We start from the raw sequence: 25,835 nt of genomic DNA, 5'->3' as shown, positions 1-25,835 counted from the left end.
GGACGGGCCGGGGCATCGGCCGCGGTCACCGGCGGTTCCTCAGAGCCGCACCACCATCACCACGCCCAGCGTCACCATCGTGACGGCGATGACCCCGTCGAGGACCCGCCAGGAGCCGGGCCGGGAGAACGGCCGCCGCAGCAGCCGGGCGCCGAAGCCGAGCGCGCCGAACCACAGGACGCTGCCGGACGCGGCGCCGACGGCGAACGGCCAGCGGCCACCGCCGTACCCGTTGGCCACCGACCCCAGCAGGAGCACGGTGTCCAGGTACACATGCGGATTGAGCCAGGTCATGGCGAGGCAGGTGAGGACGGCCGCGCGCAGGGTGCCGCCGCTCGCGCCCGCCGGGTCGAGGTGTTCCGGGCGCAGCGCGCGGCGGGCGGCGAGCACGCCGTAGCCGACCAGGAAGGCGCCGCCGACCCAGGCCGCGACCGTGACGGCCGAGGGCCAGGCGTGCACCACGGCGCCGATCCCGCTCACGCCGAGGGTGATCAGTGCCGCGTCCGACAGCGCGCAGATCGCGACGACCGCGGCGACGTGCTCCCGGCGGATGCCCTGCCGGAGGACGAAGGCGTTCTGGGCGCCGATGGCGACGATGAGCGACAGGCCGGTACCGAGACCCGCCAGAGCCGCGAGAAGGGCTGCGTGCATGGTGACGAGGCTAGGAGAGCCCCTGTCATCAATCCAGCTAATGATTCTTAGGTAGCATAAGGGATCGTGATGATCGATCTCCCGCTGGACCAGGTCCGCACGCTGCTCGCCGCCGTCGACGAGGGCACCTTCGAGGCCGCGGCGCAGACCCTGCACGTCACGCCGTCCGCGGTCAGCCAGCGCGTCAAGGCGCTGGAACAGCGCACCGGACGCGTCCTGCTGCTGCGCACCAAGCCGGTACGGCTGACCGAGTCCGGCGAGATCGTCGTCCGATTCGCACGCCAGCTGACCCGGCTGGAGCGGGACGCCAGCGCCGAACTGGGGCTGTCCGACGAGACCGCCGGTACGACGGCGCTGCCGATCGCGGTCAACGCCGACTCGCTCGCCACCTGGTTCCTGCCCGCCCTCGCCGAGGTCCCGGCGGGGCTGCCGGTCTGCTTCGACCTGCGCTGCGACGACCAGGACCACACCGCCGGGTGGCTGCGGCAGGGGCTGGTGATGGCGGCGGTCACCTCTTCGCCGGAGCCCGTGCAGGGCTGTACGGTCCGCGCGCTCGGCCGCATGCGGTACCGCGCCATGGCCGCGCCCGCCTTCCACACGCGGTGGCTGTCGGGGGCGCCGCTGCGGGAGGCGCTGCCGGACGCGCCGCTGGTGGACTTCGACCGCAAGGACGACCTCCAGGACCGCTTCCTGCGCGCCCTCGCGCCGCGCCGCGCCGCGAACACCCCGGTCGCGGGCCGCGCAGCGAGCACCCAGGTCACCCGGCGCGCCCGGCACTACGTCCCCTCCTCCGACTCCTTCGTGACGGCCGTCGCGGCGGGGCTCGGCTGGGGCATGATCCCCGAGGTGCAGGCCGTGGGGCACCGCAGGGACGGGACGCTGGTCGACCTCGCCTTCGAACGGCCCGTCGACGTCCCCCTCTACTGGCAGCAGTGGAAGCTCGACTCCCCGGCGCTGGCCGCCGTCGCCGAGGCCGTGGTGCGGACGGCGGCGGTCGCGCTCAAGGACACCGACGGCGCGCGGGCGGCGGGCTGACGCGGACCGGCCGGGGCGTGTGTGCGCACGCCCCGGCCGGTCACCGCCGGATGCCCACCGGCGAGTCACTCGTACGCGTCGGCTACCCGTACGCGTTGAACTCCGCGATCGACCACCAGGACGTGGCGCTGCCGGTCTGCGTCACCCGGATGTAGCGGGCGGCCTGCGCGGGGAACGCCGCCGTGACCAGCGCGGCGGAACCCGTGCCGGTGGCCACCGGGGCGCTCCAGGTGGTGCCGTTGGCCGACAGCGCGACCTGATAGCCGCGGGCGTAGTCGCTCGCGCTGCCCGCCGAGTCCATCGTGATCTGGTCGACGGTGTGCGACGCGCCCATGTCGACGGTCACCGTCTGGCCGTTGACCATCGGCGTGCCGGTGCTCCAGCGCGTCGACGAGTCCCCGTCCAGCATCCGCGCGGCCACGTCACCGCCGCCGGTCGCCGAGGCGGACGCCGTCCACCCCGTACGCGACAGCAGGGAGTGACCGCCGCCGCCGTTGCCCGCGGGGATGGTGGTCTGGCCGGTGAGGCGGATGTCGCGGGACGACGAACCGACGTAGACGGCGTTCGTACCGGCCGCGTTGGTCCAGGCGTTCGTCCAGTACTGGAAGCTGCGCGCGTCCAGGGTGACCGAGACGTGCTGGCTCTGGCCGGGGTTGAGGCTGACCCGCTGGAAGCCCCGCAGACTCTTGGGCGGTTCACCCGTCGTGGCGGGCTGTCCGACGTAGACCTGCGCGACCTCGGCGCCCGCTCGCGTACCGGTGTTGGTGACGTCGAAGCCGACCGCGACATTGCCGTTCGCATCGGGTGCGCCGACCGTCAGGCCCGAGTAGCCGAAGGTCGTGTAGGACAGGCCGAAGCCGAACGGGTACGCGGGCGTTTTGTTCTGCGAGTCGTACCAGCGGTAGCCGACGTTCACGCCCTCGCTGTACTGCACCGTGTTGTTCTGGCCGGGCCACTGCGCGGTGGTGTGCGCCGGGACGTCGGCGATCGAGGCGGGGAAGGTCACCGGCAGCTTGCCGGAGAAATTCGTGTCGCCGTACAGCAGCCGGGCGATGGCCGTGCCGTCCTCCTGGCCCGGATACCAGTTCTCGACGATGCCCCGCACCGCGTTGGCCCACGGCATCGTCACCGCCGACCCGCTGTTGACGACCACGACCGTGTTGGGGTTGGCCGCCGCCACATCGGTGACGAGCTGATTCTGCGCGGAGGACAGGTCGATGGACGACAGGTCGCCGCCCTCGGACTCGAAGTTGCTCACGAAGACCACCGCGAGGTCCGAGGAGCGCGCCGTCGCGACCGCCTGGTCGTGCAGCGACAGGCCCGGAATCTGCCAGCCGAGCGTGGCGTTGCTGCCGCCGCCCGCCTGGTAGTAGTCCACCTCGATGCTCACCGGCTGATTGGCCGTCAGACTGATCGTGCCCGTCCGGGTGGTCGGACCCTGGTCGAACCAGTTGTTGATGATCTGCTGGCCGTTGACGAACAGCCTGCTGCCGTCGTCGCTGTTGAGCGAGAAGGTGTACGTGCCGGTGGTCGGCGGGGTCAGCGTGCCGGTCCACTTCGCCGACCAGTTGGTGGTGTTGACCCCGGGGGCCGGGGACTGGCCGCCCCACACGTTGTCGACGGTCGAGTCCACCCGGCTCGCCACCACCGCGCCCGACAGGTCCTTGCTGTTGTGGTACTCGCCGTACAGGCCGCTGCCGGTGCCCTGCGACGGCTTGAGATACGTACTGCCGACCGGCGACAGCGAACCGTTCGCCGACGCGACGCCCTGCGCGTACGTCACCGTGGTGCCGCTGCCCGCACGGGACTTGAGGCCCTGGTACGGCGTGATCACATGCGGCGCGTTCACGCCCGCGCTGCCGCCGCCCTGCGTCATCGCGCCGGTGCCCGCGTCGTCACCGATCACGGCCATGGACTTGACCGACGAGGCGACCGGCAGCACCGAGGAGCCGTTCTTCAGCAGGACGCTGCCCTCCTCGGCGACCTGCTGCGAGATCGCCGCGTGCGCGGGGGAGGTCACGACCGCGTTCGTGGAGCCGTTGTTGGGGTTGTCGAACAGGCCCTGGCGGAACATCGACAGCAGGATGCGGCGCACATGGTCGTCGATGGTGGCCTGCGAGACCTGTCCGTTGTTCACCGCGTTGGTCAGCGCGGTGCCGTAGTAGTCCTTGCCCGGCATCTCCATGTCCAGGCCGTTGTTGGCCGAGGCGACCGTGGAGTGGGTGCCGCCCCAGTCGGAGGTGATGAAGCCGGTGAAGCCGAGGTCGCCCTTGAGCAGGCCGTTCTGCAACGGGCCGTTCTCGCAGGCGAAGGGGCCGTTGATCGCCGAGTAGGAGCACATCACCGAGTCGGCCTGGCCCTGCTTGACCGACGTCTCGAACGCCGGGGTGTAGATCTCGCGGATGGCGCGGTCGGAGACGATCGCGTTGTCCGAGGCGTTGTTGCGGTTGGTCTCCTGGTTGTAGACCACATAGTGCTTGACCTGGGCCATCGGGCCCTGGCTCTGGATGCCCTGGATGTCGGCGGCGCCCAACTGGCCCGCCAGATACGGGTCTTCGCCCATCGACTCGAAGGCGCGGCCCCAGCGCGGGTCGCGCACGATGTTGATCGTCGGCGCCAGCACCACATTGGTGCCCTTGCCCCACTGCTCCGAACCCAGCACCTTGCCGTAGTTCTGCATCAGCGCGGGGTCCCAGCTCGCCGCGCCCGCGACCGGGGCGGCCATCTGCGTCACGTCGTTGAAGCCGTCACCCGCACCGACCGGTCCGTCCTGAAGGTGCAGCGGCGGAATGCCCAGGCCCGTGTTCCCGTCCACGCACCCGACGTACCCGCACGACGCCCCGCCGTGCAGCATCGTCAGCTTCTCCGCCTGCGTCATCGCCGCCAGCAGCTCGTCGGCCCGCTGCGCGGGCGTCTGAGCCGTGTTCATCCACGGCTGCGTGGCGGCCTGCGCGGGACTTCGGCTCGCGGAGACAGCGCTTGCTCCGGTCACGAGTAAGAGCGCTGCCGCTATGGGCAGCGCCGTTCGTATCCAAGGACGTGTTCGACGCATGGGGGGACTCCTGTGTGCGGCTCGACAGCGCGTGGGAGAGCGACGGAACGCACAGCCCGCACGACGCGTGGGGGCGCCGACAGCGGACTGCGCAAGCGACGATCGTCCCCCGCAGACCCCGTGTCAAGACTGACAGAGAGCGCTCTCCCGCCGCCGGCGGGGGTTGCGTGACGAGCCGTGCGGGAAAGCGCGCCCGGCGGCCTGGCGAGGTCAGGGAGCGGCGCCCTCGGACGGCTCGCAGGCCAGGCCGTCGTGATCGCGGTCGAGCTTCGGCCGATAGCGCGGATCGCCGCTCGGAATGTCGCTCGCGCCGTGGTCGTGCGCGTCCGTGGCGGTGGCCGTCGCTGTCGTGGTCGTCGTCGGAGCGGTCGGGGTGGGCGTGGGTGTCGCAGGCGGCGGATTCGGCGTCGTCACGGTGGTCGTCACCGTCGCTCCGGGCGCGCTCGGAGCGACGGTGACGCCCGCCGACGAGTTGCCGTCCGTGCTGCCGCAGGCCGCGGCCGTGGCCGCCGTGACGGCGACCAGCAGCGTGGCGGGCAGGAGTCGTACACGGGCCATGGGACTCACCTCGCGGGTGGCTGTCCCCTTGTCCCAGAGTGCGCCGCCCCGGCCGGTACCGCTCGCCGATCAAGGACGGACGCGCGCCTCAGCGGGTGCGGTCCTCGTCGGGGGTCGGTGGGGTGTCGGGGGTGTCCTCGGCCATGGAGCCGGGGCTGGAGAAGTCGGGGCTGGAGAAGCCGTGGGGGGAGATGCCGACCTCCTGGGGGACGAGGTCGTCGGCGGAGTCGGCCTCGTAGTCGGGGCCCTCGAAGGGCGGGACGACGTAGTCGGGCGGGGTGTAGTCGTGGATCTCGGGCGCGTCGGGGCCCGTGAAGTCGGGACTGGAGAAGTCCGGACTGGAGAAACCGGGGCTGGAGAAGTCCGGCGCGTCCGCGTCCTTACCGCCCGCGTCGCCGCTTCCGCCGCCGTGCTGTTCGTCGCTCATCTCGGTCCCCTCACGGCGGTCCGCACCGCCTGTCCGCGGAACGGAATGAACCCGGCCGCATCACCGTTGCCATGCACACAACGAACAGTACGAGACTGTACGAGCAGGAAGGTGTCCCATGAAGGTCCGTAATTCGCTGCGCTCGCTCAAGAGCCGTCCGGGCGCCCAGATCGTCCGCCGGCGCGGCAAGGTCTATGTGATCAACCGCAAGGACCCCCGCTTCAAGGCCCGTCAGGGCTGACCCCCGCGACCGGGGCGGAATGCCGGGATCCGCCCCAACTCCCCTGTATCGGGCATGAGCCGGTTGAGCGTGTCGTGCACCGAACAGGGTGTGCGACAGTATCCCTTGCCCGGGATCGGGCGGCAGTACAGGGCGCGCCGAACAGGCCCGGTGAGAACCGGACGGCGCGTTCGGAAACCGGCGTGGGGTGCGGGGCGTCCGTGCTGGTGGGGGTACCGGCGGGTCAGGGGGCCCGACCGGAGGTGCGCGCGCGGTGGAGGCGTGGGAATGAGTTCCGAGATCTACTTCAGCAACAACTACCGGGATCTGTGCCAGGAGCACGGCACGGGAGCGGGCTTCCAGTTCGAGTTCTCGTGCCGGCGCTGCCAGGACACCTGGCGCTCGGCCTTCGAGCCGTACACCAGCGGCCGGGTCGCGGGCTGGCTCGGCAAGGGCGTCAGCGCGGCCTACGGCGTGCTCGGCCGTGGCGGCTACGGCATGTCCAGCGCCGCCGACGGCCTGGCGGGCGCGGGCTTCGGCAGCGCGCGCGACAAGTCCTTCCAGCGGGCGATCACCAACGCCGAGGGCCACTTCAACCGCTGCCCGCGCTGCACCGACTACGTCTGCAACCGCTGCTGGAACGCCGCTCAGGGCATCTGCCTGACCTGCGCCCCGGACACCGCCGCCGAGGCCCTCGCCGCCCAGCAGCGCGGCCTCAACGACATGGTCTCCGAGCGCGCCTACACCGTGGGCCAGCAGAGCGGCCAGGCGTTCGACGTGACCGCCGCGCGCCAGCTCGTCTGCCCGCAGTGCGGCACGGAGACGCGGGGCGCCGCCTTCTGCTCCGGCTGCGGCCACCGGCTCGCCCAGCCCGACAACTGCGCCTCGTGCAGCGCCCCGATTCCCGAGGGCGCCGCCTTCTGCCCGGGGTGCGGCACCCGCCGCTGACGACGCGCGCCGCCACCCCCTCGCGTCGGCCGACGCGTGAGGGGGAGCGGCGCCATCAGGTGAGGGCCGCGCCAGGGGCGGTTACGCGTCCCGCGCGCAGCTCGCGCGCCCCGCACCACTGCTGATGAGCGTCAACTGCTCGCGCGTGGCCGGGGCGTGGATCGCGGGCGTGCCGTGGGCGCGCAGCCCCGCGAGGTGGATGTCCAGATGCCGCTGCCACGCCTCCGGCGCGACCGGGCCCGCGGTCTCCACGATGCCGCGCAGCGCCCACGAGATCGCCATGATGTCGCCGAGCACGATGTCGGGACCGATCCGCCCGAACTCCTGCGCCTGGGCCAGGAGTTCGGTGATCAGGTCGCGCAACTGCTCGACGCAGGCCGCCTTGGAGTGGCCGACCGCCTTGACCGCGTAGCCCCGGTGGGTGCTCAGCGACTGGCCCATGGCCCGCAGATAGACCTCGAGCCCGGTGCCGTCGCCGAGCGCGAGCGCACGGCGCGCCTCGGCGACCAGCTCGCTGAGCATCTGCCCGACGATCTCCTCGACCAGCGCCTCCTTGTTGGGGAAGCGCCGGTAGACCGTACCGACGCCCACCCCCGCGCGCGAGGCGATCAGCTCCACGCTCGCCTCCGTGCCGAATTCGGAGACGACCTCACGCGCGGCCTCGATGACCAACTGCTGGTTGCGTACGGCATCGCGCCGCATCGGCCGGTCCTGCGTGTCGCGCGCTGTCATCCGTCACTCCCGGTGGGTGCGGCCGTTCGTACGCCGGAGCTCACTCCGGCTTGTCACCCACGACCGTACCGCCGGGTACCACCGCCAACTCCGGATGCGCGGGCTCGTCCGCGAAATCCACCAGCCTGGTCTGCTGCCGGGTGACGGGGATCAGCATCGCGGCGAAGGCCGCGATCAGCAGCGCGACACCGAGCATTGCGAAGCCGTTGGTGTACCCCGACTCGCGCGGCAGGCCGTCGGCGGCCGGGTTCGAGGTGACGATGCTGGCCATCAGCGCCGCGCCGATCGAGCCGCCGATGGTGCGGATGTTGGCGTTCATGCCGCTGGCCACGCCGGTCTGCTCCGGCGGCACCGCGGCGACGATCAGGCTCGACATGGCCGAGAAGGCCAGGCCGAAGCCGACGCCCATCACGCCGGTGGCGATGTACAGCTCCCAGGTCGCGCCGTGCGCGAAGGCGATCATCGCCAGCGAGACGGTGCCGATCAGCGAGCCGAGCAGGACGACGATCTTGCCGCCGATCCGCTGGGCGAGACGGCTCGCGCCCAGGCCGACGGCGAACATGGTCACCGACATCGGCAGCAGGATCAGGCCGGACTCGGTGATGCTCGATCCGAAGCCGTAGCCGGTGGACTTCGGGGTCTGCACGAATTCGGTGAGGAAGGCGAAGGTCGCGTACATACCGACACCGAAGAGCAGCGCGACCAGGTTGTTGGTCCACACCGCGGGCAGCCGCATCATCTTCATGTCGATCAGCGGTACGGCGGAGCGCAGTTCGACCTGCACCCAGGCGACGGCCAGGACGACGGCGGCGATCAGCAGGCCGATCACCTTGCCGGAGGCCCAGCCCCACACCGACGCCTGGCTCAGCGCGACCAGCAGGGCGACCAGCCAGCCGGAGAGCAGCACGGCGGGCAGCCAACTGATGCGTCCCGGTGTGCGGATCGGGGACTCGGGGACGAAGAAGTGCGCGGCCACGGCCGCGAGGATCGTCATGATCATCGGCAGCCAGAACAGCCAGTGGTAGTCCAGCACGCTGACGATGGGTCCCGCGAGGACGATGCCGAGGCCGGAGCCGACCGCGATCAGCGAGGCGATGGCGCCGACCGCGCCGTTCAGCTTCTCGCGCGGGAACTCGTCGCGGATGATGCCGAAGGCCAGCGGCAGCACACCGCCGCCGATGCCCTGGATCACGCGGGCGATGATCATCACCTGCACGTTGGACGCGAGCGCGGCCAGCAGCGAGCCGACCGCGAGGGCGGACATCGTCGCCACGAAGACGCGTTCCTTGCCGATCATGTCGCCGACGCGGCCCATGATCGGGGTGAATATCGACGCCGACAGAAGGTAGGCGGTCAGCACCCAGGTGACGGTGTTCTGGTTGGTGTGCAGGCTCTCCTGGATCGTCGGCAGGACGGGGGTGACCAGGGACTGCAACAGCGCGTAGGCGGCGACACCCGCCGCCAGGACCGCGAACGTGACCTGGTGGTGCGGTCGCCGGGTCTCGGACGCCATGGAACTCCTCAAGCTTGAACCGGAACGAACATTCCGTTAAGCCAGCAGAATATCGCATCAGGAATGACGCTTCCGTTTCGTGGAGGTGAGGTGTAATGCACACCTCACTTCGTCCCCGCCGGGAATAAACGGCGGGAACGCCGCCCCGAGGGCCCGTCCGCGCCGGCCTGCCGTCGCCTCCCCGATCCACCCGGGCGGCGGGCCGGGCGTTCGCCGCGACACGGCGTCGCGCGGCTTCGCACGGCCTAAGGTGGCCGGATGTTCTCCGATCAGGGGCCGAGCCTCCGCGAGTTGGCGGTGCAGGCGCTCTCCTCCGTCGACCGCGGCTACGACCTGCTCGCGCCGAAGTTCGACCACACACCGTTCCGCACGCCCGATGTCTTCCTCGACGCGGTGGCGGGCGCTCTCGCGCCGCTCGGGCCCTTCGACACGGGACTCGACGTCTGCTGCGGTACGGGCGCGGGCGTCGGGACGCTGCGGTCGCTGTGCGGGAAACGCGTCACCGGCGTGGACTTCAGCGCGGGGATGCTGGCCGCCGCGCGCGCCGCGTACACCGGCCGGGACACCGCCGAAGGACCGGAGCCGGAGTGGGTCCGCGCCGACGTCCGCGCGCTGCCCTTCGACGCGGAGTTCGACCTCGCCGTCAGCTTCGGCGCCTTCGGGCACTTCCTGCCCGCCGAACGCCCCCGGCTGTTCGCCGAGGTGCGCCGCGCGCTGCGCCCCGGCGGGCTCTTCGCCTTCCCGGTCACCGCGCCGCCGCCGGTCGACTCGGCCCTGTACTGGGCACTGTGGGGCTTCGACGCCGGGATGCGGGTGCGCAATCTGGTCTGGCGCCCGCAATTCGTCATGTACTACCGGACGTTCCCGCTGCGCGGGGTGCTCGACGACCTCGCGGGGGCCGGATTCACCGTGACCCACACGGCACTTGAGGAGTTCGGCCGCCGCCCGGACGGCAGCCCGCGCTGTCGGCTGGTGCTGGCCCGCAGCACCTGACCGGTACGGGGTCCGTACCCGGTCGGTGCCGCGGGCCGGGGCGCGGCCGGGGTCAGGCCGAGCAGCCGCTGTCGGCGATCACGTAGTAACCGGCCGCGGTCTCCTTCAAGGTGTGCGTGACGAAGACATTCCACAGCCCCATGTTCTGATTGGAGCCGTTGGCGTACGCGTATCCGCCGCTCTGATGGGCGCGGCCCGCCGCCACCTGGGCGTAGTTGGTGGCGGTGAAGCACTGCCCGGAACCGCCGCCGCCCGACCCGGTGGTGGTCGCCGTGACCGCGCCGGACGCGGCGCCGGCCGTCCCGGCCGAGTCGACCGCGGCGACGGTGTAGGCGTACGAAGTCCCCGCCGTCAGACCGCTGTCGGTGTACGCGGCCGAGGTGCTGGTGCCGACCTTGGTCCCGGCGCGGTAGACGGTGTACGAGGCGGCGCCGGTCACCGCCGCCCAACTCAGGCTCGCCGTCGTGTCGGTGGTGCCGGTGACCTTCAGCCCGGTGGGCGCGGGCAGCGCGCCCGTGCCCCCGCCGGAACCGGAGTCCAGGCCCCAGAAACGGGCGGTGTAGTAGCTGGAGCAGATCGTGTCGAGGTAGTACGCGCCGGTCGCGCCGCACTGCTCGGTGCCCGAGCCGGGATCGACGGCCAGACCGTGCCCCATGCCGGCGATCGAGTACATCTGCACCGCGGGCTTGCCGGAAGCGTCGTTGTACGTGGTCAGCGTGGTGTTGCCGGGCAGGCTCTGGGTGCTCGACGGGGTCTGGCCGATGCCCCACACATTTGTCCACTGGTCGCGCAGCTCGGTGGCGTTGACCGGGTAGACCGTGTAGTCGGAGGCGCCCTGCCAGATCGCCACCCGCGGCCACGGCCCGGTGTAACCGGGGTAGGAGGCGCGGACCTTGTCGCCCCACTGCGCCGGGGTGAGATTGAGGCTGCCGTACTGGCAACCGGAGGCCGCCGTCTGACTGGTGGCGCACTGCGCGGGCAGCCCCGAGTCCACCGAGCCGCCCGCGAAGACGTCCGGGTAGTCCGCCAGCAGGTCGGCGGTCATGCCGCCGCCCGCCGACAGGCCGGTGACGTACACGCGACGGCTGTCCGAGCCGTACTGCGTGACGGCGTGGCCGACCATCGACACGACGGACGCCGCCTCGCCCTTGCCGCGGGTGTCCTTCGCGGGGTCGAACCAACTGAAGCAGGACAGCGAGTTGTTGGCCGAGCTGGTCTGCGGCAGCACGAGCGCGAAGCCCCACAGGTCGGCGTACTTCTGCCAGCCGGAGTTGGCGAAGTAGTCGCTCGCGCTCTGCCCGCAGCCGTGCAGCGCGACCACGACGGGCGCGTTCGCGGGCAGACCGGCGGGTGCGTACTCGTACATCGCCAGATTGCCGGGGTTGGAGCCGAAGGACGAGACCTGGGTGAGACCGGTCGCGGCGGCCGGACCGGCGGTGACGACCGCGCCGAGGCAGGCGGTGAGCAGGGCGAGGACACCGAGGAGCGCGGTGGTCACGGCGCGGGCGGTACGGGGGAGGGGCGAACGGGCGCTGCCGGGCGGCGGGTTGGGGGGCATGCGGACTCCTCGGGACGGGGGCGGCTCACGGTCGGCGGACACCGGCACGTCGGACGACAGCGGTAGGGGGCGTTCCTGATGTGACGGGGACCACGTGTCGGCTGGACGGTAGAACCGCCGCGGCGGCCCCAGACACGTGAAGGACCGCCACCCCTGCGCGGCGGAAGTGGGGGCCGCCGCCATTGCGTCCGCCGCGCCGCGGTGCGCCCGGCGGCGCGGCCGACCGGCCGCCGCCCGCGCCGCGCGGCCGTACCGGCATGGGCCCTGGAGGGCCCGCGCGACATGGCTGCGGACGCCACCTCGGGACGGGGAAGTATGGTCTCCGGCCACGTGTGCGGGCCCCCGCATCGTTTCTAGCGTGGCGGCCATGGAGAGCACTCAGAGCCCCGGCGCCGAGGGGCCGCCCGCAGCGCCGCCCGCCGCAGCCACCCCCGACGACCCGCCCGGCGCGCGGTTCCTGGCCGGGCGGACCGCCCTGGTCACCGGAGCCGCCAGCGGTATCGGACGGGCCTGCGCGGTGGCCCTCGCCGAGGCGGGCGCCGCCGTCTACGTGGTGGACATCGCGGCGGACGCGGCCAAGGAAGTGGCGGCGGAGATCGGCGGCACCTGCTGCGTCTCCGACCTCGCCGACCCCGCCGCCGTGGACGCGCTGCCCGACGACGCCGACATCGTCGTCAACAACGCGGGCCTTCAGCACATCGCGCCCGTCCACGAATTCCCCCCGGAGCGCTTCGCGTTGATCCAGCGGGTGATGGTCGAGGCGCCGTTCCGGATCCTGCGCCGCACCCTGCCGCACATGTACGCGGGCGGCTGGGGCCGGGTGGTCAACATCTCGTCGGTGCACGGCCTGCGCGCCAGCCCGTACAAGTCCGCGTACGTCGTCGCCAAGCACGCGCTCGAAGGGCTCAGCAAGACCGTCGCGCTCGAAGCCGCGCCGCACGGCGTGACCAGCAACTGCATCAACCCCGGCTATGTCCGCACCCCGCTCGTCGAGGACCAGATCGCCACCCAGGCCGTCGCGCACGGCATACCCGAGGCGGAGGTGGTGACCCGGGTGATGCTGGAGCGCACCGCGATCAAGCGGCTGATCGAGCCGGTGGAGGTCGCGGCGGCGGCCCTGTGGTTCTGCTCCCCGCACACCGGCTACATCACCGGGGCCTCGCTGCCGCTGGACGGCGGGTGGACCGCCCACTGACCCGCGCGCACCGAGCCGACCGTCGGGCCAGGCACGGGCCGACCGCGAGCCGACCGTCGGGCCGGCCACCGGGCGGCCCACTGATCCGGCCGTCGATCCGGCTACTGATCCGGCCACTGACCTCGCCTTTTACGGCGACCGGTCGATAGGGTCGGCGTCTGCGGCGGCCGTCGTCCCGTCCCGGCGGGGCGGCGAGCCCCACCGCGCGTCCGTCGCACCAGCCGTGCGGCGCGACGGTCCCGACCGCCGCGCCGCACGGACCGTTCTTCGTCCCTCCGGCACGGTGACCCCTGATGTCCGCAGAATCCGCAGATCCCGCAGCCGTACCGGCGCCCGAGTCCGTAGCGGCACCGGCACCGGCACCCGCCCTCGGGCCCGCGGCCGAGCCCGCGCCCATCGCCCGCCATATGCGTCGGCTGCTCGAAATGGTCGCGGCCGACGCGCCCGCGGAGGACTTCGGGGCGGTCGCCGCGCAGGCGAGGATCAACGGGGCGGGCGCGTCCGACCTGTCGGAGCTGGAACAGGCCACCGGGATCGCGCTGCGGGTCCGCCGGGTGCTGCGGCAGCACCGCCGCCGCGAGACCGAACTCGCCGCGCTCTTCGACACCGCGAGCGACCTGGCCGCGCTCCGCGACCTCGACGCCGTCCTCCAGTCCATCGTGCGCAGGGCCAGGATGCTGCTCGGCACGGACACCGCGTATCTGACGCTGCGTGACGAGGAGGCGGGCGACACGTACATGCGGGTCACCGACGGCTCGGTCTCACCGCTCTTCCAGAACCTCCGGCTGTCGTACGGCGACGGTCTCGGCGGTCTGGTCGCGCTGACCGCCCGCCCGTACGCGACCCCCGACTACCGCACCGACGAGCGCTTCCGGCACACCGGCTCCATCGACGAGGGCGTGCTGGACGAGGGCCTGGTCGGCATCCTGGGGGTGCCGCTGCTGCTCGGATCGCGCGGCGCGGGCGGTCACGCGGGCGGCGCCGTCGGCAGCGACGTGATCGGGGTGCTCTTCGCCGCCGACCGCACCCCCCGCCCGTTCTCGCCCGACGAGGTCGCGCTGCTGTGCTCGCTGGCCGCGCACGCCGCCATCGCCATCGACACCGCCAAGGCCATCACCGACCTCGCCGAGGCGGGCGCCGTGATCCGCGAGCACGCCGCCGCGATGCAGCGCGCCGAGGAGGCGCACGACCGGCTCACCGACCTGGTGCTGCGCGGCGGCGACCTGTCGGAAGTGGCCGCCGCCGTCGCGGGACTGCTGGACGGCGCCCTCACCATCCACGACCCGGAGGGCCGACGGCTGGCCGCCGTCGGGCGCGGCGGCGGCGACTTCGACGGTCTGCCCCCGCAGCCGGCGGCCCTGGTCAGGCACGCCGCCGACTCGCACGCCGCGGCCCGCGCGGTGTTCCGCGACGGCCGCTGGACCTGCGCCGTGCTCGCGGGACAGGAACTCCTCGGCAGCCTCGTGCTGTACGGGCGCGAACGGCTCGACGACTCCGACCGGCGGCTGTTCGAGCGCGCCGGAGTCGTCACCGCGCTCCTGCTGCTGCTCAGCCGCTCCGTCGCGGAGACCGAGAACCGGGTGCGCGGCGAGCTGATCACCGACCTGCTGACCGCGGCGGGGCGCGACCCGGCCGGTCTCGTCGTGCGCGGTCGCAGGCTCGGTGTCGACCTCGACCGGCCGTGCCTGCTGCTCGTCGCCGAGACCGTCACCGCCTGCCACGACAAACTGCCGGGCGCCGCCGTCCAGTACCTCTTCGGCGGCGACGGCATCAGCGCCGAGCAGTCCGGCACCGTCGTCCTGCTCCTCCCGTACGACGGCGCACCGCCCGGCGAGGCCGCCAGGGCCGCCGTCGCCCAGCTCGGCCACCTGGTGGGCGCGCCCGTCACGGTCGCCGCGGGCGGACCGGCCGCGGGACCGCGGGCCCTGGCCGACGCCCACGCCGAGGCGCTGCGCTGCCTGCGCGCCCTCCAGTCGCTCGGCCGCGTCGGCGACGGCGCGAGCGCCGACGAACTCGGCTTCCTCGGCGTGCTGTTGGGCAACGAACGGGACGTCGACTCCTACGTCACCGCGACGCTCGGACCGCTCCTCGACTACGACGCGCGACGCGGCACGGAACTGGTCCGTACCCTCGGCGCCTACTTCGCCTGCGGCGGCACCCTCACCCGTACCAAGGACGAACTCCACCTGCACGTCAACACCGTCGTCCAGCGCCTCGACCGCGTCCAGGCCCTCCTCGGCCCCGACTGGAACGCCCCCGACCGGGCGCTGGAGCTCCAACTCGCCCTCCGTCTGCACCTGTTGTCCACACCTCGCGGCTAGGGGCGGCGCCCGGCCGGGACCGCCTCCCGGCCGCGACCGCCTCCCGGTCAGCTCCTCTTCCGCGCCGCCGCGCGCAGCCGTTGCGGCAGACGGGCCACGCCGCCGGGCAGCACGTAGACGACCACGACGAACAACGTGCCGAGCAGGAACAGGGGCTGGGAGAGCGGGACCCGCAGGACCGAGGGCAGACCGGCGACCGAGCCGGAGCCCGCGAGGTCGCCGAGCCGGTGGTCGGCCCAGGTGTAGAGGACCCCGCCGATCAGCGGGCCCCAGCGCGAGCCGGAGCCGCCGAGGACGACCATCACCAGCAGCGACAAGGTGAAGTCGGAGGTGGTGGTCTGCGGGGTGGCGCCGCCGGTCAGCAGCAGATGGACGATGCCGCCGACCGCGGCCAGCGCGCCCGCCAGCACGAAGGCCGTCAGCTTGAAACCGTACGGCCGCAGGCCCAGCACCTCCACCCGGCGCTCGTTCTCCTTGATGCCCTCCCAGACCCGCCCGGTGGGGGAGCGGACCGCCCAGTGCACGACGGCGACGGTCACCACGAGGTAGGCGAGCGCGATCCAGTAGAGATTGACGGTGTGCTCGATGCCGACGAGTGACGCGGGCAGCCTGTCCGCGGGCACCGCCCGGCCCTCCTCGCCGCCGGTCACCCCGCCCGGGTCGCGCTCCACCAGGATCGAACCGGCCTGCGCGAAGGCGAGCGTGACCATCGAGAAGGCGATCCCGCTCACCCGCAGCGACACCGAGCCCAGCAGCGCGGCCAGCGCGATCCCGAAGAGCAGCCCCAGCACGGCGGCGGCGGCGAACGGCAGCCCGGCCTCGATCATGATGACGTCGGTGGCGTACGAGCCCGCGGCGAAGTACAGCGCGTGGCCGAACGAGAGCAGGCCCGTACGGCCGAGCAGCAGGTCGTATCCGGTCGCGAGCGCGCCGAACACCAGACACAGCGCGAGGAGTTGAAGGCTGCCCGCGCTGCCGATCGGCCCGTCGAGCAGGCCCGGAAGCGGCAGCGAGCTGTACGGGGCCGCGAGCAGCGCGGCCAGGGCGGCGGCGGGCCACCAGCGGGTGACCCGGCGCAGTTGTCCGGCCGGCGCGGGCGCCGCCTGGACACGCGGCTCCTCGCGGGTCGGGGTGGCGGTGGTCATGCGAGCCTCCCGGTGGCGCCGTGCGGCCGGAGCAGCAGCAGCGCCGCGAGCAGGACGACGACCGCGAGATCGCCGAGCCCCGACGCGGTGTAGTAGTTGGCGAACTGCTGGACGAGGCCCACGCCGACGGCCGCGAGCGCGGCGCCCGACACCGACCCCATGCCGCCCATGACGACCACGACGAAGGCGAAGATCAGCAGCGAGGTGCCCTGGCCCGGGTCGACCGAGCCGTAGTACAGCCCGCCCAGCGCGCCGCCGAGCGCCGCCGCGGCCCCGCCGATCGCGAAGACCAGGGTGAAGGCGCGCCGGACGTCGATGCCGAGCGCGGTGACCATCGCCCGGTCCTCGACCCCGGCCCTGACGACGAGGCCGTGCCGGGTGCGGCCGAGGAACAGCCGCAGCGCCAGCAGGACGAGCACCGCGGCGCCGATCAGCACCAGCCGGTTGACGGGGACGCGCGCGCCGAACAGTCCGAAGGTGCCGGACAGGGCCGCGGGTCCGGGGAAGGTGCGCGCGTCGGCGCCCCAGATCGCCGACAGCAGCGCGGGCACCGCGAGCCCCACCCCGACGGTGGCGAGGACCTGCTCGCGCGGCCGTTCGTACAACGGGCGGATCAGGGCGAGTTCGAGCACCATCGCGGCGACGGTGCCCACAGCGGTGCCGAAGGCGACGGCGAGGACGAAGCCGAATCCGCCGGAGCCCGCGCCCGGCAGATGCCCGGAGGCGGCCCACCAGGTGCCGTACGCGCCGATGGACAGCAGCGCGCCGTGCGCGAAGTTCAGCACGTCCATCAGGCCGAAGATCAGGGAGAGGCCGGAGGCCACCAGGAAGTACAGGGCGCCGAGGCCGAGGCCGGTGGCCGAGAGCAGCATGACGGTCGACATCAGGCGCCCGCCTCCCGCGCCGCGGACGGCGGTGGGTACGACCCGGCCGCGGCCTGGACGTGCGTCCCGGCGGCGTCGGTGGCGGATTCCCTGGCGGGATCGGATGACACGGCCTCTGCCTCTCTCACGTGCGCGTCCGCGCCCTTGCGTCCGACGCCCAGCAGCCTGCGGGTCGCCTCGGGATCGGCGAGCAGGTCGGCGGCGGGGCCGCGGTGCGCGGTCCTGCCGTCCGCCAGCACCACGCAGTGCTCGGCGAGCCGCCGTACCATCGCCAGATTCTGCTCGACCAGCAGCACCGGCACCGCCTGCGCGGCCCGCTCCAGCACCCGCGCCACCTCGGTGACGACCTTCGGCGCCAGGCCCTTGGTGGGCTCGTCGGCGATGATCAGCCGGTTGCCGTTGAGCAGGGTGCGGCCGATCGCGACCATCTGCTGCTGCCCGCCGGACAGCGTTCCCGCGCGCTGCGCCGCCCGCTGCCGCAGCTCGGGGAACAGTTCGTGCACCAGCGCGTAGGCGGGCTCGCCCGCGCCGCGCCGCTCGGCCAGCCGCAGATTCTCCGCGACGGTCAGTGCCGCGAAGACCCCGCGGTCCTCCGGCGCGTAGCCGATCCCTCGCCGCACCAGGGCGTGCGTGGCGAGCCGTACCGTCTCCTGACCGGCGAAGCGCACGCTGCCGCTGCGCGGCACCAGGCCCAGCACGCCGCGCACCGTCGTGGTCTTGCCCGCGCCGTTGCGGCCGAGCAGCGCGGTCACCCCGCTCGCGGCGACATCGAGGTCCACGCCGTGCAGGATGTGACGGCCGCCGATGACGACCTTCAAGTCCCGTACGGCCAACAGGGGTTCGACGGTCACAGCGCCTCCCCGAGATAGGCCCGCTGCACGGTGGCGTCGGCCGTGACGGCCTGCGGGGTGTCGAGCGCGAGCAGGGTGCCGTGGTGCATCACCGCGAGCCGGTCGGCCAGGCCGAGCAGCACGTCCATGTGGTGCTCGACCATCAGGACCGTGCGGCCCTCGTCGCGGTGCAGCGAGCGGATCAGCGCGGTCAGGGCCGGCACCTCCTCGGCGCTGACCCCGGCCATCGGCTCGTCGAGCAGCATCACGCGCGGCTCGCCGACCAGCAGCACCGCCAGCTCCAGCTTCCGTTTCTCGCCGTGCGACAGCGCGCTCGACAGCGCCTCGGCGCGGTGCCCGAGCCCCGTGCGCTCCAGCACCTGCCCGACCTGCCGCGCGTATCCCGCGGCGCGCCGCCAGATCCGGTACGAGCCGCCGCCCGCCGCCAGCGCGGCCAGCCGCACATGGTCGGCGACCGTCATTCCGGGCCACAGACTGGACGTCTGGAACGTCCGCCCCAGCCCGCGCCGCGCCCTGGCCGGGACGCTCTCGGCGGTGATGTCCGCGCCGTCGAGCCCGATGGACCCCCGACTGGCCGGTACGAGACCGCTGATCAGGTTGAACAGGGACGTCTTTCCCGCGCCGTTGGGACCGATGAAGGCCAGGAACTCGCCCTCGCGCACCTCGAAGGACACCTCGTCCACGATGGTCGCGCCGCCGACCGACCAGCCCACGTCACGCAGCCGGAGTACCGGGGCCGTGCTCGTCACCGGTCAGCCCGCCATCTGCTTCGAGGGCGGGTTCACCGCGTCCTTGGGCAGCCTGCTGATCAGCTCCGGCTTCGCGGCGGCGCCCGTGCCGTTCAGCTTCGCCGTGAACATCGGCTGGAGCAGCGCGTGGTCCACCGCCCTGATCTGCTCGTCGCCCTTGGGGCCCTCGAACGACCAGCCCTCCAGCGCCTTCGCCATCGCGGTCGGGCTGTCCGCGCCGCCCGCCTCCACCGCGTGCACGATCATCTGCGCGGCGGTGAAGCCGTCCGGGCTGAACAGGTCGGGCGTGCCGCCCGCCTTGGCGACGCCGTCGAGCATCGCCGTCTCCACCGCGTTGTGCGCGGCGCCGGGGAAGTAGTGCGCGAGGAAGGAGATCTTGGACCCGGCCGCGCCGAACAGCGGGTACGAGGCGGTGCCCGCCAGGCCCGTCACGACCTTGGTCGAGGTCACCACGCCCTGCTGGTCGAGCGCCGTCCACAGCGCGGGCGCGCTGGCCCCGGCCCAGGCGACGAAGACCAGATCCGGCTTCTTCGACTTGACCTGCTGCGCGAACGGCGTCAGATCACCCGCGCTCGGCGGCGCCAGCACCGAGTCCACGGTCGCGCCCTGCCCGCCCAGCACCTCCTTCACGGCGGTGACATTCGCCTGCCCGAAGGCGGAGTTCTGGGTCAGCACGGTGACCCTCTTGCCCTTGGAGTCGCCCAGCAGCGACCCGGCGGTGAGGATGTCCTGGTACGACTGCCTGCCGGAGCGGAAGGTGTACGCGTTCACGCCGGTCAACGCGTCGGTGGCGGCGGGTCCCGCGATGTACAGCACCTTGTTCTGGGCGGCCAGCGGGGCCAGTTGGAGCGCCACGCCCGAGTCGGTGGTGCCCGCGATGATGTGCGTGCCCTTGCCGATCAGGGTCTTGGCCGCGGCGACGGCCTTCGCGGGGTCGCCCGCGTCGTCCTGCTCGACCACCTCGATCCGGTGGCCGCCCGCCGTGCCCTTGCCGTGAGTGGCGTACGCCAGACCGGCGTTGAAGCCGTCCAGATACTGCTTGCCGTAGGCGGCCAGCGGCCCGCTGCGCGAGTAGACCAGGCCCACCTTGACCGCCGAGTCGCTCGTGCCGTCGGAGGACTTGGCGCTGCCCGCCGTCCCCGCGGCGCTGCATCCGGCGAGCAGCACACCCGCGGTCAGCACGGCCAGCGCCGGTACGGTCCGCGTACGGAAGGCGCCCGGCCCGTTCGTCGGGCGCGGCCGACGGGACGCGGCCGGTTCGCTCGAACGGCTCGCTCGGCTCGATCTGTTGGTGCTCGATGTGCTGCGACGCATGGCGACCGGCTCCCGGGGAGGTGGATTGTTGCGCAAACCGTAGAAGCGCCCCGCCGAACCGGACATGTGGGCGGCACACGCTCCTTCCCCGCGAGCCATGTCGACAGGGACCATGGCGGCGCCGCGGCGCCGTCGCAAAGGTGACAGGGCGGGCGCCAGGGGCCGGATCACGCCCGGCACGGCGGCCCGGCGCACCCTCAACTCACGCTCGACACACCCTCGATGACCCCTGCGGGGAAGGCGGACGCATGGACAAGGTGGTGGCCTCGGCCGCCCGCGCGGTGGCGGACATCCCGGACGGCGCGACACTCGCCGTCGGCGGATTCGGCCTGTGCGGCATTCCGTCGGCGCTGATCGCGGCGCTCGCCGCGGCGGGCCCGACGGATCTGCGGGTCGTCTCCAACAACTGCGGAGTGGACGACTGGGGACTCGGCCTGCTGCTCGGACTCGGCCGGATCTCGCGGGCGACCTCCTCGTACGTCGGCGAGAACAAGGAGTTCGCCCGGCGCTATCTGACGGGCGAGCTGGAGGTGGAACTCACCCCGCAGGGCACCCTCGCGGAACGGCTGCGCGCGGGCGGCTGCGGCATCCCGGCCTTCTACACCCCGGCGGGCGCCGGCACCCAGGTCGAGGAGGGCGGCCTGCCCTGGCGGTACGCGGCGGACGGCACGGTCGCGGTCGCCTCGCCGCCCAAGGAGGTACGGGACTTCGGCGGCGTACGCCATCTGCTGGAGGAGGCCATCACCGCCGACTTCGCGCTGGTCCGGGCGGCCGTCGCCGACCGGCACGGCAACTGCGCCTTCCACGCCGCCGCCCGCAACTTCAACCCGCTGTGCGCGATGGCCGGCCGGATCACCCTGGTGGAGGCCGAACGCATCGTGGAACCGGGCGAGTTGCCGCCGGACGCCGTCCACCTGCCCGGTGTGTACGTCGACCGCGTCGTGGCCGCCGATCCGACCGACAAACGCGTCGAGCGACGCACCGTCCGTACCGCCCACGCCACCTCCGACCGGGAGAACTGACCGTGCCACTCGACCGCGACCGACTCGCCGCCCGCGCCGCCCGCGAACTGCGCGACGGCCAGTACGTGAACCTCGGCATCGGCCTGCCCACGCTCGTCCCCGGCCACCTGCCCGCCGGGACCCAGGTGGTGCTGCACTCGGAGAACGGCGTCCTGGGCGTCGGCCCCTACCCGTACGACGGCGACGAGCACCCCGACCTGATCAACGCGGGCAAGGAGACGGTCACCGTGGCACCCGGCGCCGCGTACTTCGACTCCGCCGCCTCCTTCGGCATGGTGCGCTCCGGCCGGATCGACGTGTCGGTGCTCGGCGCCATGCAGGTCTCCGCCCGCGGAGACCTGGCGAACTGGATGATCCCCGGCAAGATGGTCAAGGGCATGGGCGGGGCCATGGACCTCGTGCACGGCGCCCGCCGGATCGTGGTGGTCATGGAACACACCGCCAAGGACGGCTCCCCGAAGATCGTCGGGGAACTGACCCTGCCCGCCACCGGCCGCCGCGTCGTGCACCGCGTGATCACCGACCTCGCGGTCCTCGACGTCACCCCCGAAGGACTGCGGCTGGCCGAACTGGCCCCCGGCGTCGGCGTGGAGGAGGTACGGGCGGCGACCGGGGCGGACCTGCTGGTGCCGGACGCGGTGGCGCGGGGCTGACCGCCCCGCGCCGTACGGGCAGCGGCCCGGAGGATCAGCTCCGGGCCGCTGCCGCCGTGCGCCGTACCGCGTCCGTCAGGTGCCCGGCCACCAAGCGGGCGCCGGGCTCGCCGAGCAGCACCGAGTAGTGGTTGACGCCTGGGACGAAGTGCAGGGCGATCCCCTCCGCCACCAGGCCGCTCGCCGCGATCACGTCGGGCGCGTACAGCCCGGTCGGCTCGTCCGACAGCCCCCGCTCGGCCCACAACAACCGGGTGGGGAGGGTGATTTCGTGGATCGCGGCGAAGACGTCCGGGTTGCGCAGCTCGTCCGCCGCGTCCTCGCGGATCGCGTCCGCCCGGCAGGCCGACCTCAAGTGCGGTGCCTCGCCGGTGAGATCGCGGTCGAGATACGCGGCGAGCAGCGGCCCGCCGAGCGTGCTGAACGCCGGGTGCTCCGCCCAGAAGGCGTGGTAAGCGGCCCGGTCGGCGAACTCCATCTCCAGCTTGCGCATCGCGGGTCCGACCACGGCGTGCAGCACCGCGTCGATGTCCACGCCCGCGGGTACGGGGAAGCCCAAGCCGCCGTCGACCAGCACGAGTTCGCAATAGCGCCCCGGATCGCGGCGCGCGGCGACGCACGCCGCGTAGCCGCCCATGGAGTGCCCGGCCAGCACCGCCCGTTCGACGTCGAAGCGGTCGAGCACCGCGAGCATGTCGTCGGCGTGCCGGGCCATCGAACAGGCGCCCGCCACCTCCCGGCTGAGCCCGCGCCCGCGCAGGTCGGGCGCCAGGATCTCGACCCCGTCGAGCGCTTCGGCGACCTGCGCCCAGGCCAGGCCGTTGCTGGCGATCCCGTGCAGCGCCAGCACCACAGGGCCGCCCGCCGGGCCCGGCCAGCGCCGTACCGCCAGCCGTCCGCCCGGCACCTCGACGCCGACATCCTCGAATTCCCGCATGCGCGCTCCCGCGATCCGCTCGCGCCGTCCCGTACGGCCCGAGCAGGATAGAGGCCGAACCGGCGGCCGGGCATGGGCGCGGCCCACACAGCGGGGGTTCAGGGTGTGTGGGCGGCGGTGGTCACGCCGTAACCGGCGGTCTGCCATGTGGCGCCGTCCGCCGCGACCGCGAAGCCCTCGGTGTCGGGGAGGGATTCGAGCCAGCGGCGGGCGCGGGCGGGACCCATCGCGTAGCCGGCGGTGGCGCGGGCGTCCGCGTCGGTCAGGCCGCGGCAGACCACGGTGAGGGAGGCGAGCGCGGGGGCGGGCGGCTGATGGGTGAAGGGGTCCAGGATGTGGCAGCCGCGCTCGGCGGGACCCGAGGTGGCGACGGCCAGTTCGCCGTCGGTGTGCACCACGCGGACCAGCGCGCCCGGCCGCAGCGGGTCGGCGACACCGATCCGCCAGGGGCCGCCGTACACCTGTACGTCGCCCCCGCCGTTGAGGCACACCGCGTCGGCGCCCGCGGAGGCCAGCATGGCGACGGCCCGCTCCACCGCCCACCCCTTCACCAGCCCGGTCGGGTCGAAGCCGCCCGCGTACCCCGTACTGAACCAGCCGTGACTGAGCCGTCCGGCCGTCTCGCACAGCGCCAGCACCTCCCGCACGTCGGGGGAGCAGGCCGACAGCGTGAGCGTGCCGGCGGCGAGCCGGCTGATCTGGCTGTCGGGGCGGTAGGTGGAGAAGACCTCGTCGACATGGTGCAGCCAGGCCGCCGCCGCGTGCAGCGCCGCCGCCACGCGGTCGCCGCCGCCCCGCACGTCGAAGGAGAAGACCGTGCCCATCGTGTGTTCCACCCGGCGCGGCCGGGCCCGCGTGTCGGACACGGTCAGACCCCCGCCTTGTCCAACGCGCTCTGGAGCGACCGCACATACCCCTCGCTGGTGTACGTCGCCCCGGACACGGTGTCGATCTTCGCGCTCTGCGCGGCCAGCGTCTCCTGGGTGAGCTGCGGGATCGCGAAACCGGAGATCTCACCGTCCCTGGGATTGTCGTTCGGCAACTGGACGGCCTTCACCGCGGTGATCCTGCCGCCGGTGAGGGTGAGCCGGAGCTGGACGGGACCGTAGCGGGTCTGCGCGGTGTCGCCGTCGACCGTCCTGGTGCCCGAAGTCCCCTTCGAGGACGAGCCGTTGGACGGGCCATTGGAGGAACCGCTGGACGAGCCGCTGGACGGGCCGTTGGAGGAGCCGGACGTCCCCGACGTCGCGGACGGCGCCGGTGCGGGGGCCGCGGAGCCCGCGGCCACGTCACCCGCGCTGGCCGTCGTGTGCGGCTTGAGGGTCAGCAGCACCACCACACCGGCGACGGTGGCCAGGGTGCTCAACAGGACGCGCCGCAAAGGGCGGGCGGGAAAGGCGCTCATGGACGGCTCTCACCTCGGTTCACCATCTGGCTCACGGCATGGTTCACGGCACGGCTCACAGTTCGAAGGACTCGTGATGGATGTGGCGGGCCGGGACGCCCGCCGCGCGCAGCGCCTCGTACGACGCCCGCGCCATTCCGGGCGGCCCGCACAGGAACACGTCGTGCCGCGCGATGTCCGGCAGCGTGGCGCGCAGGGTGTCCGCGCTGAGGACGGGCCGCCGGCCGTCGGGCGCGTTGACCGCGAAGTGCAGACGGGCGCCGCGCACGGCGGCGATCCGCTCCAGTTCGCCGCGCAGCGCCAGATCGGCCTCGGTGCGCGCCCGGTAGACCAGCGTCAGGTCGCCGGGCCCCGCGGGCAGCGACTCGAACAGCGCCCGCAGCGGGGTCACCCCGACCCCGCCCGCGAGCAGCAGCACCTTCTGCCGGGTCCTGCGCTCCGCGGTCAGCGCGCCGTACGGTCCCTCGGCCCAGATGCGGGTGCCGGGCCGCAGTCCGGCCAGCGCCGTACTGTGCTCGCCCACCGCCTTCACGGTGATCCGCAGCAGGTCGGGACGCGGCGCGGCGGACAGCGAGTACGGGCTGGCCGTCCACCACAGGCCGGGCGTCAGGAACCGCCAGCGCAGGAACTGCCCCGGCCGCGCCGCCAGTTCGGGCAGCCGCCGGCCGCGTATGAGCACCGACACCACCCCCGGCGCCTCCCGTACCACCGACGCCACCCGCAGCCGGTGCCGCAGATTCAGCCGCTGCGGCACCAGCACCCGGTACCAGAGCGCCGCCGCCGCGACACCGAGGTACAGCGCGTACCAGAGCCCGCGCGCGACCGTGCCGCCCGCGAAGTCCGCGCCGAGCGCGAGCTGGTGCCAGAAGGCCAGGAAGATCGCCAGATACGTCAGCAGGTGCAGGTAGTACCAGGTCTCGTAGCGGACCTTGCGGCGTACCGCGCGTACCGACACCGCGCCGACGACCAGCAGGAGCAGACCGCCGATCGTGCCCTTGAGCATGTCCGGATAGGTGAACACCACCGTCCATGTCTCGCCGAGCACCGAGGCGTGCGCCTGCGCCGCGTAACCCCACAGGATCAGCGTGATGTGCGCGATCAGCAGGCAGACGGTGTAACGCCCGGCCATCGCGTGCCAGCGCGCCACCCGGTCGCTGCCCACCCCCTGCTCAAGTGCGGGAATCCGGGCCATCAAACCGACCAGCAGCGCGCAGCAGTAACCGGTCAGCAGCCCGGCGATCCGGCCCGCGCCGATCAGCCAGCCCGCGGGGCCGACGACCGACGACGTGTCCTGCCACCACAGCGCGATCACCGCCGCCGCGCCCGCCCAGCCCAGGGCCAGCACCACGACGGCCGGTGACCGCCTGCCGGGATACGTCACCGCGTGCCGCGCGGTGGTGCGGGGGCTGTGGGTGCCGCTCATGTCGTGCCGCTCACGGTGGTTCCCTTCCTGGTCGTACGCTTGCCACTGTGCGGGCGGAACCTCTGAGCCAGCTCTGAATCGGCGCCCCGGCCGCGGACTCACAGGTGATCCAGAGGCTCACGGCGGCCCGCGGGACCCGTGGTGACGGCGCCGCGCGGGCGGCTCGCTCACCGATCGGCGACAGGACTCACACGACCCACACGACCCACAGGACTCACAGGGAACGCAGAGGCGCCCGCCCTCGCCGCG

General features: G+C 73.0%; 24 protein-coding genes. 8 read left to right on the top strand and 16 right to left on the bottom strand.

The annotated features are described in order from the left end of the window. Positions 1–39 precede the first annotated feature (39 nt). Positions 40–651 (bottom strand): LysE family transporter, encoded by a 612-nt coding sequence (locus ACFZAM_RS13475; RefSeq protein WP_391045594.1) that lies wholly within the window; start codon positions 649–651, stop codon positions 40–42. Between the two features lie 66 nt (positions 652–717). Here ACFZAM_RS13475 and ACFZAM_RS13470 point away from each other — a divergent pair, with 66 nt between their 5' ends. Beyond that, entirely contained in the window at positions 718–1,686 is a 969-nt protein-coding gene (locus tag ACFZAM_RS13470; protein WP_391045591.1) for an ArgP/LysG family DNA-binding transcriptional regulator, read from the top strand. An 82-nt stretch (positions 1,687–1,768) separates the two neighbouring features. Here the strand turns inward: ACFZAM_RS13470 and ACFZAM_RS13465 are convergent, their stop codons facing one another. The 3 genes from ACFZAM_RS13465 to ACFZAM_RS13455 all read right to left on the bottom strand — a co-directional run bounded on the left by ACFZAM_RS13465 (position 1,769) and on the right by ACFZAM_RS13455 (position 5,723). Beyond that, on the bottom strand, positions 1,769–4,615 hold the full coding sequence (locus ACFZAM_RS13465) for a glycoside hydrolase family 3 C-terminal domain-containing protein (protein ID WP_391045588.1): 2,847 nt from the start codon (positions 4,613–4,615) through the stop codon (positions 1,769–1,771). 333 nt (positions 4,616–4,948) lie between these two features. Further along, positions 4,949–5,296 (bottom strand): excalibur calcium-binding domain-containing protein, encoded by a 348-nt coding sequence (locus ACFZAM_RS13460; RefSeq protein ID WP_355345942.1) that lies wholly within the window; start codon positions 5,294–5,296, stop codon positions 4,949–4,951. 88 nt (positions 5,297–5,384) lie between these two features. Continuing rightward, a complete protein-coding gene (locus tag ACFZAM_RS13455) occupies positions 5,385–5,723 on the bottom strand; it encodes a hypothetical protein (RefSeq protein ID WP_391045585.1) in 339 nt (112 codons plus the stop codon). Between the two features lie 118 nt (positions 5,724–5,841). Between ACFZAM_RS13455 and ykgO the strand changes: the two genes are divergently transcribed. Together ykgO and ACFZAM_RS13445 are read left to right on the top strand one after the other, a co-directional pair. Further along, positions 5,842–5,964: a type B 50S ribosomal protein L36 gene (gene ykgO, locus ACFZAM_RS13450; RefSeq protein ID WP_188285404.1), complete on the top strand. Its 123-nt coding sequence runs from the start codon at positions 5,842–5,844 to the stop codon at positions 5,962–5,964. Positions 5,965–6,231: 267 nt separating this feature from the next. Next, complete coding sequence (locus tag ACFZAM_RS13445) at positions 6,232–6,891, top strand: zinc ribbon domain-containing protein (protein ID WP_355345949.1); 660 nt, start codon at positions 6,232–6,234, stop codon at positions 6,889–6,891. 81 nt (positions 6,892–6,972) lie between these two features. Here ACFZAM_RS13445 and ACFZAM_RS13440 read toward each other — a convergent pair whose 3' ends face one another. Next, a complete protein-coding gene (locus tag ACFZAM_RS13440) occupies positions 6,973–7,623 on the bottom strand; it encodes a TetR family transcriptional regulator (protein WP_391045581.1) in 651 nt (216 codons plus the stop codon). A 40-nt stretch (positions 7,624–7,663) separates the two neighbouring features. Continuing rightward, entirely contained in the window at positions 7,664–9,136 is a 1,473-nt protein-coding gene (locus ACFZAM_RS13435) for an MFS transporter (protein WP_391045579.1), read from the bottom strand. A gap of 258 nt (positions 9,137–9,394) precedes the next feature. Between ACFZAM_RS13435 and ACFZAM_RS13430 the strand changes: the two genes are divergently transcribed. Beyond that, positions 9,395–10,129, top strand: coding sequence for a methyltransferase domain-containing protein (locus ACFZAM_RS13430; protein WP_391045576.1), 735 nt, complete (start codon positions 9,395–9,397; stop codon positions 10,127–10,129). 52 nt (positions 10,130–10,181) lie between these two features. Here the strand turns inward: ACFZAM_RS13430 and ACFZAM_RS13425 are convergent, their stop codons facing one another. Beyond that, a complete protein-coding gene (locus tag ACFZAM_RS13425) occupies positions 10,182–11,687 on the bottom strand; it encodes a PHB depolymerase family esterase (protein WP_391045574.1) in 1,506 nt (501 codons plus the stop codon). Between the two features lie 367 nt (positions 11,688–12,054). On the opposite strand from ACFZAM_RS13425, the gene ACFZAM_RS13420 reads away from it, so the two are divergent. Both ACFZAM_RS13420 and ACFZAM_RS13415 read left to right on the top strand, forming a co-directional pair. Beyond that, a complete protein-coding gene (locus ACFZAM_RS13420; RefSeq protein ID WP_391045571.1) occupies positions 12,055–12,882 on the top strand; it encodes a 3-hydroxybutyrate dehydrogenase in 828 nt (275 codons plus the stop codon). Positions 12,883–13,289: 407 nt separating this feature from the next. Then, positions 13,290–15,203 (top strand): GAF domain-containing protein, encoded by a 1,914-nt coding sequence (locus ACFZAM_RS13415; RefSeq protein ID WP_391045659.1) that lies wholly within the window; start codon positions 13,290–13,292, stop codon positions 15,201–15,203. A 47-nt stretch (positions 15,204–15,250) separates the two neighbouring features. On the opposite strand, the gene ACFZAM_RS13410 is transcribed toward ACFZAM_RS13415, so the two are convergent. From ACFZAM_RS13410 to ACFZAM_RS13390, 5 genes are read right to left on the bottom strand one after another with little or no spacing between them, the layout of a single operon-like run. Continuing rightward, positions 15,251–16,348, bottom strand: coding sequence for a branched-chain amino acid ABC transporter permease (locus ACFZAM_RS13410; protein ID WP_391045569.1), 1,098 nt, complete (start codon positions 16,346–16,348; stop codon positions 15,251–15,253). Next, positions 16,345–17,232: a branched-chain amino acid ABC transporter permease gene (locus ACFZAM_RS13405; RefSeq protein ID WP_391045566.1), complete on the bottom strand. Its 888-nt coding sequence runs from the start codon at positions 17,230–17,232 to the stop codon at positions 16,345–16,347. The genes ACFZAM_RS13410 and ACFZAM_RS13405 overlap by 4 nt, the downstream gene beginning before the upstream one ends. Beyond that, positions 17,232–18,083: an ATP-binding cassette domain-containing protein gene (locus tag ACFZAM_RS13400; protein WP_391045563.1), complete on the bottom strand. Its 852-nt coding sequence runs from the start codon at positions 18,081–18,083 to the stop codon at positions 17,232–17,234. The genes ACFZAM_RS13405 and ACFZAM_RS13400 overlap by 1 nt, the downstream gene beginning before the upstream one ends. Continuing rightward, positions 18,080–18,832, bottom strand: coding sequence for an ATP-binding cassette domain-containing protein (locus ACFZAM_RS13395; protein WP_391045560.1), 753 nt, complete (start codon positions 18,830–18,832; stop codon positions 18,080–18,082). The genes ACFZAM_RS13400 and ACFZAM_RS13395 overlap by 4 nt, the downstream gene beginning before the upstream one ends. A gap of 3 nt (positions 18,833–18,835) precedes the next feature. Beyond that, positions 18,836–20,146 carry an ABC transporter substrate-binding protein gene (locus ACFZAM_RS13390; RefSeq protein WP_391045558.1) on the bottom strand — a complete coding sequence of 437 codons (1,311 nt, stop codon included), beginning with the start codon at positions 20,144–20,146 and terminating at the stop codon, positions 18,836–18,838. A 248-nt stretch (positions 20,147–20,394) separates the two neighbouring features. Here ACFZAM_RS13390 and ACFZAM_RS13385 point away from each other — a divergent pair, with 248 nt between their 5' ends. Together ACFZAM_RS13385 and ACFZAM_RS13380 are read left to right on the top strand one after the other, a co-directional pair. Beyond that, the gene (locus ACFZAM_RS13385) at positions 20,395–21,168 is read left to right on the top strand and encodes a 3-oxoacid CoA-transferase subunit A (RefSeq protein ID WP_391045555.1); all 774 of its coding nucleotides are present in this window, start codon (positions 20,395–20,397) and stop codon (positions 21,166–21,168) included. A 2-nt stretch (positions 21,169–21,170) separates the two neighbouring features. Beyond that, complete coding sequence (locus ACFZAM_RS13380; protein ID WP_355345986.1) at positions 21,171–21,821, top strand: 3-oxoacid CoA-transferase subunit B; 651 nt, start codon at positions 21,171–21,173, stop codon at positions 21,819–21,821. Between the two features lie 34 nt (positions 21,822–21,855). On the opposite strand, the gene ACFZAM_RS13375 is transcribed toward ACFZAM_RS13380, so the two are convergent. The 4 genes from ACFZAM_RS13375 to ACFZAM_RS13360 form a co-directional block, all read right to left on the bottom strand. Beyond that, positions 21,856–22,758: an alpha/beta fold hydrolase gene (locus ACFZAM_RS13375; protein ID WP_391045552.1), complete on the bottom strand. Its 903-nt coding sequence runs from the start codon at positions 22,756–22,758 to the stop codon at positions 21,856–21,858. A 98-nt stretch (positions 22,759–22,856) separates the two neighbouring features. Beyond that, positions 22,857–23,582 carry an FAD:protein FMN transferase gene (locus ACFZAM_RS13370; protein ID WP_391045656.1) on the bottom strand — a complete coding sequence of 242 codons (726 nt, stop codon included), beginning with the start codon at positions 23,580–23,582 and terminating at the stop codon, positions 22,857–22,859. A 44-nt stretch (positions 23,583–23,626) separates the two neighbouring features. Beyond that, positions 23,627–24,163, bottom strand: coding sequence for an FMN-binding protein (locus ACFZAM_RS13365; RefSeq protein ID WP_391045549.1), 537 nt, complete (start codon positions 24,161–24,163; stop codon positions 23,627–23,629). 55 nt (positions 24,164–24,218) lie between these two features. Then, positions 24,219–25,586 (bottom strand): ferredoxin reductase family protein, encoded by a 1,368-nt coding sequence (locus ACFZAM_RS13360; RefSeq protein ID WP_355345995.1) that lies wholly within the window; start codon positions 25,584–25,586, stop codon positions 24,219–24,221. Positions 25,587–25,835 lie beyond the last annotated feature (249 nt).

Source organism: Streptomyces sp. NPDC008079 (genome assembly GCF_042957385.1).
Classification (GTDB): Bacteria; Actinomycetota; Actinomycetes; order Streptomycetales; family Streptomycetaceae; genus Actinacidiphila.
The sequence above is the reverse complement of the archived record's forward strand: the minus strand, read 5'-3'. Positions and strand labels throughout refer to the sequence as shown.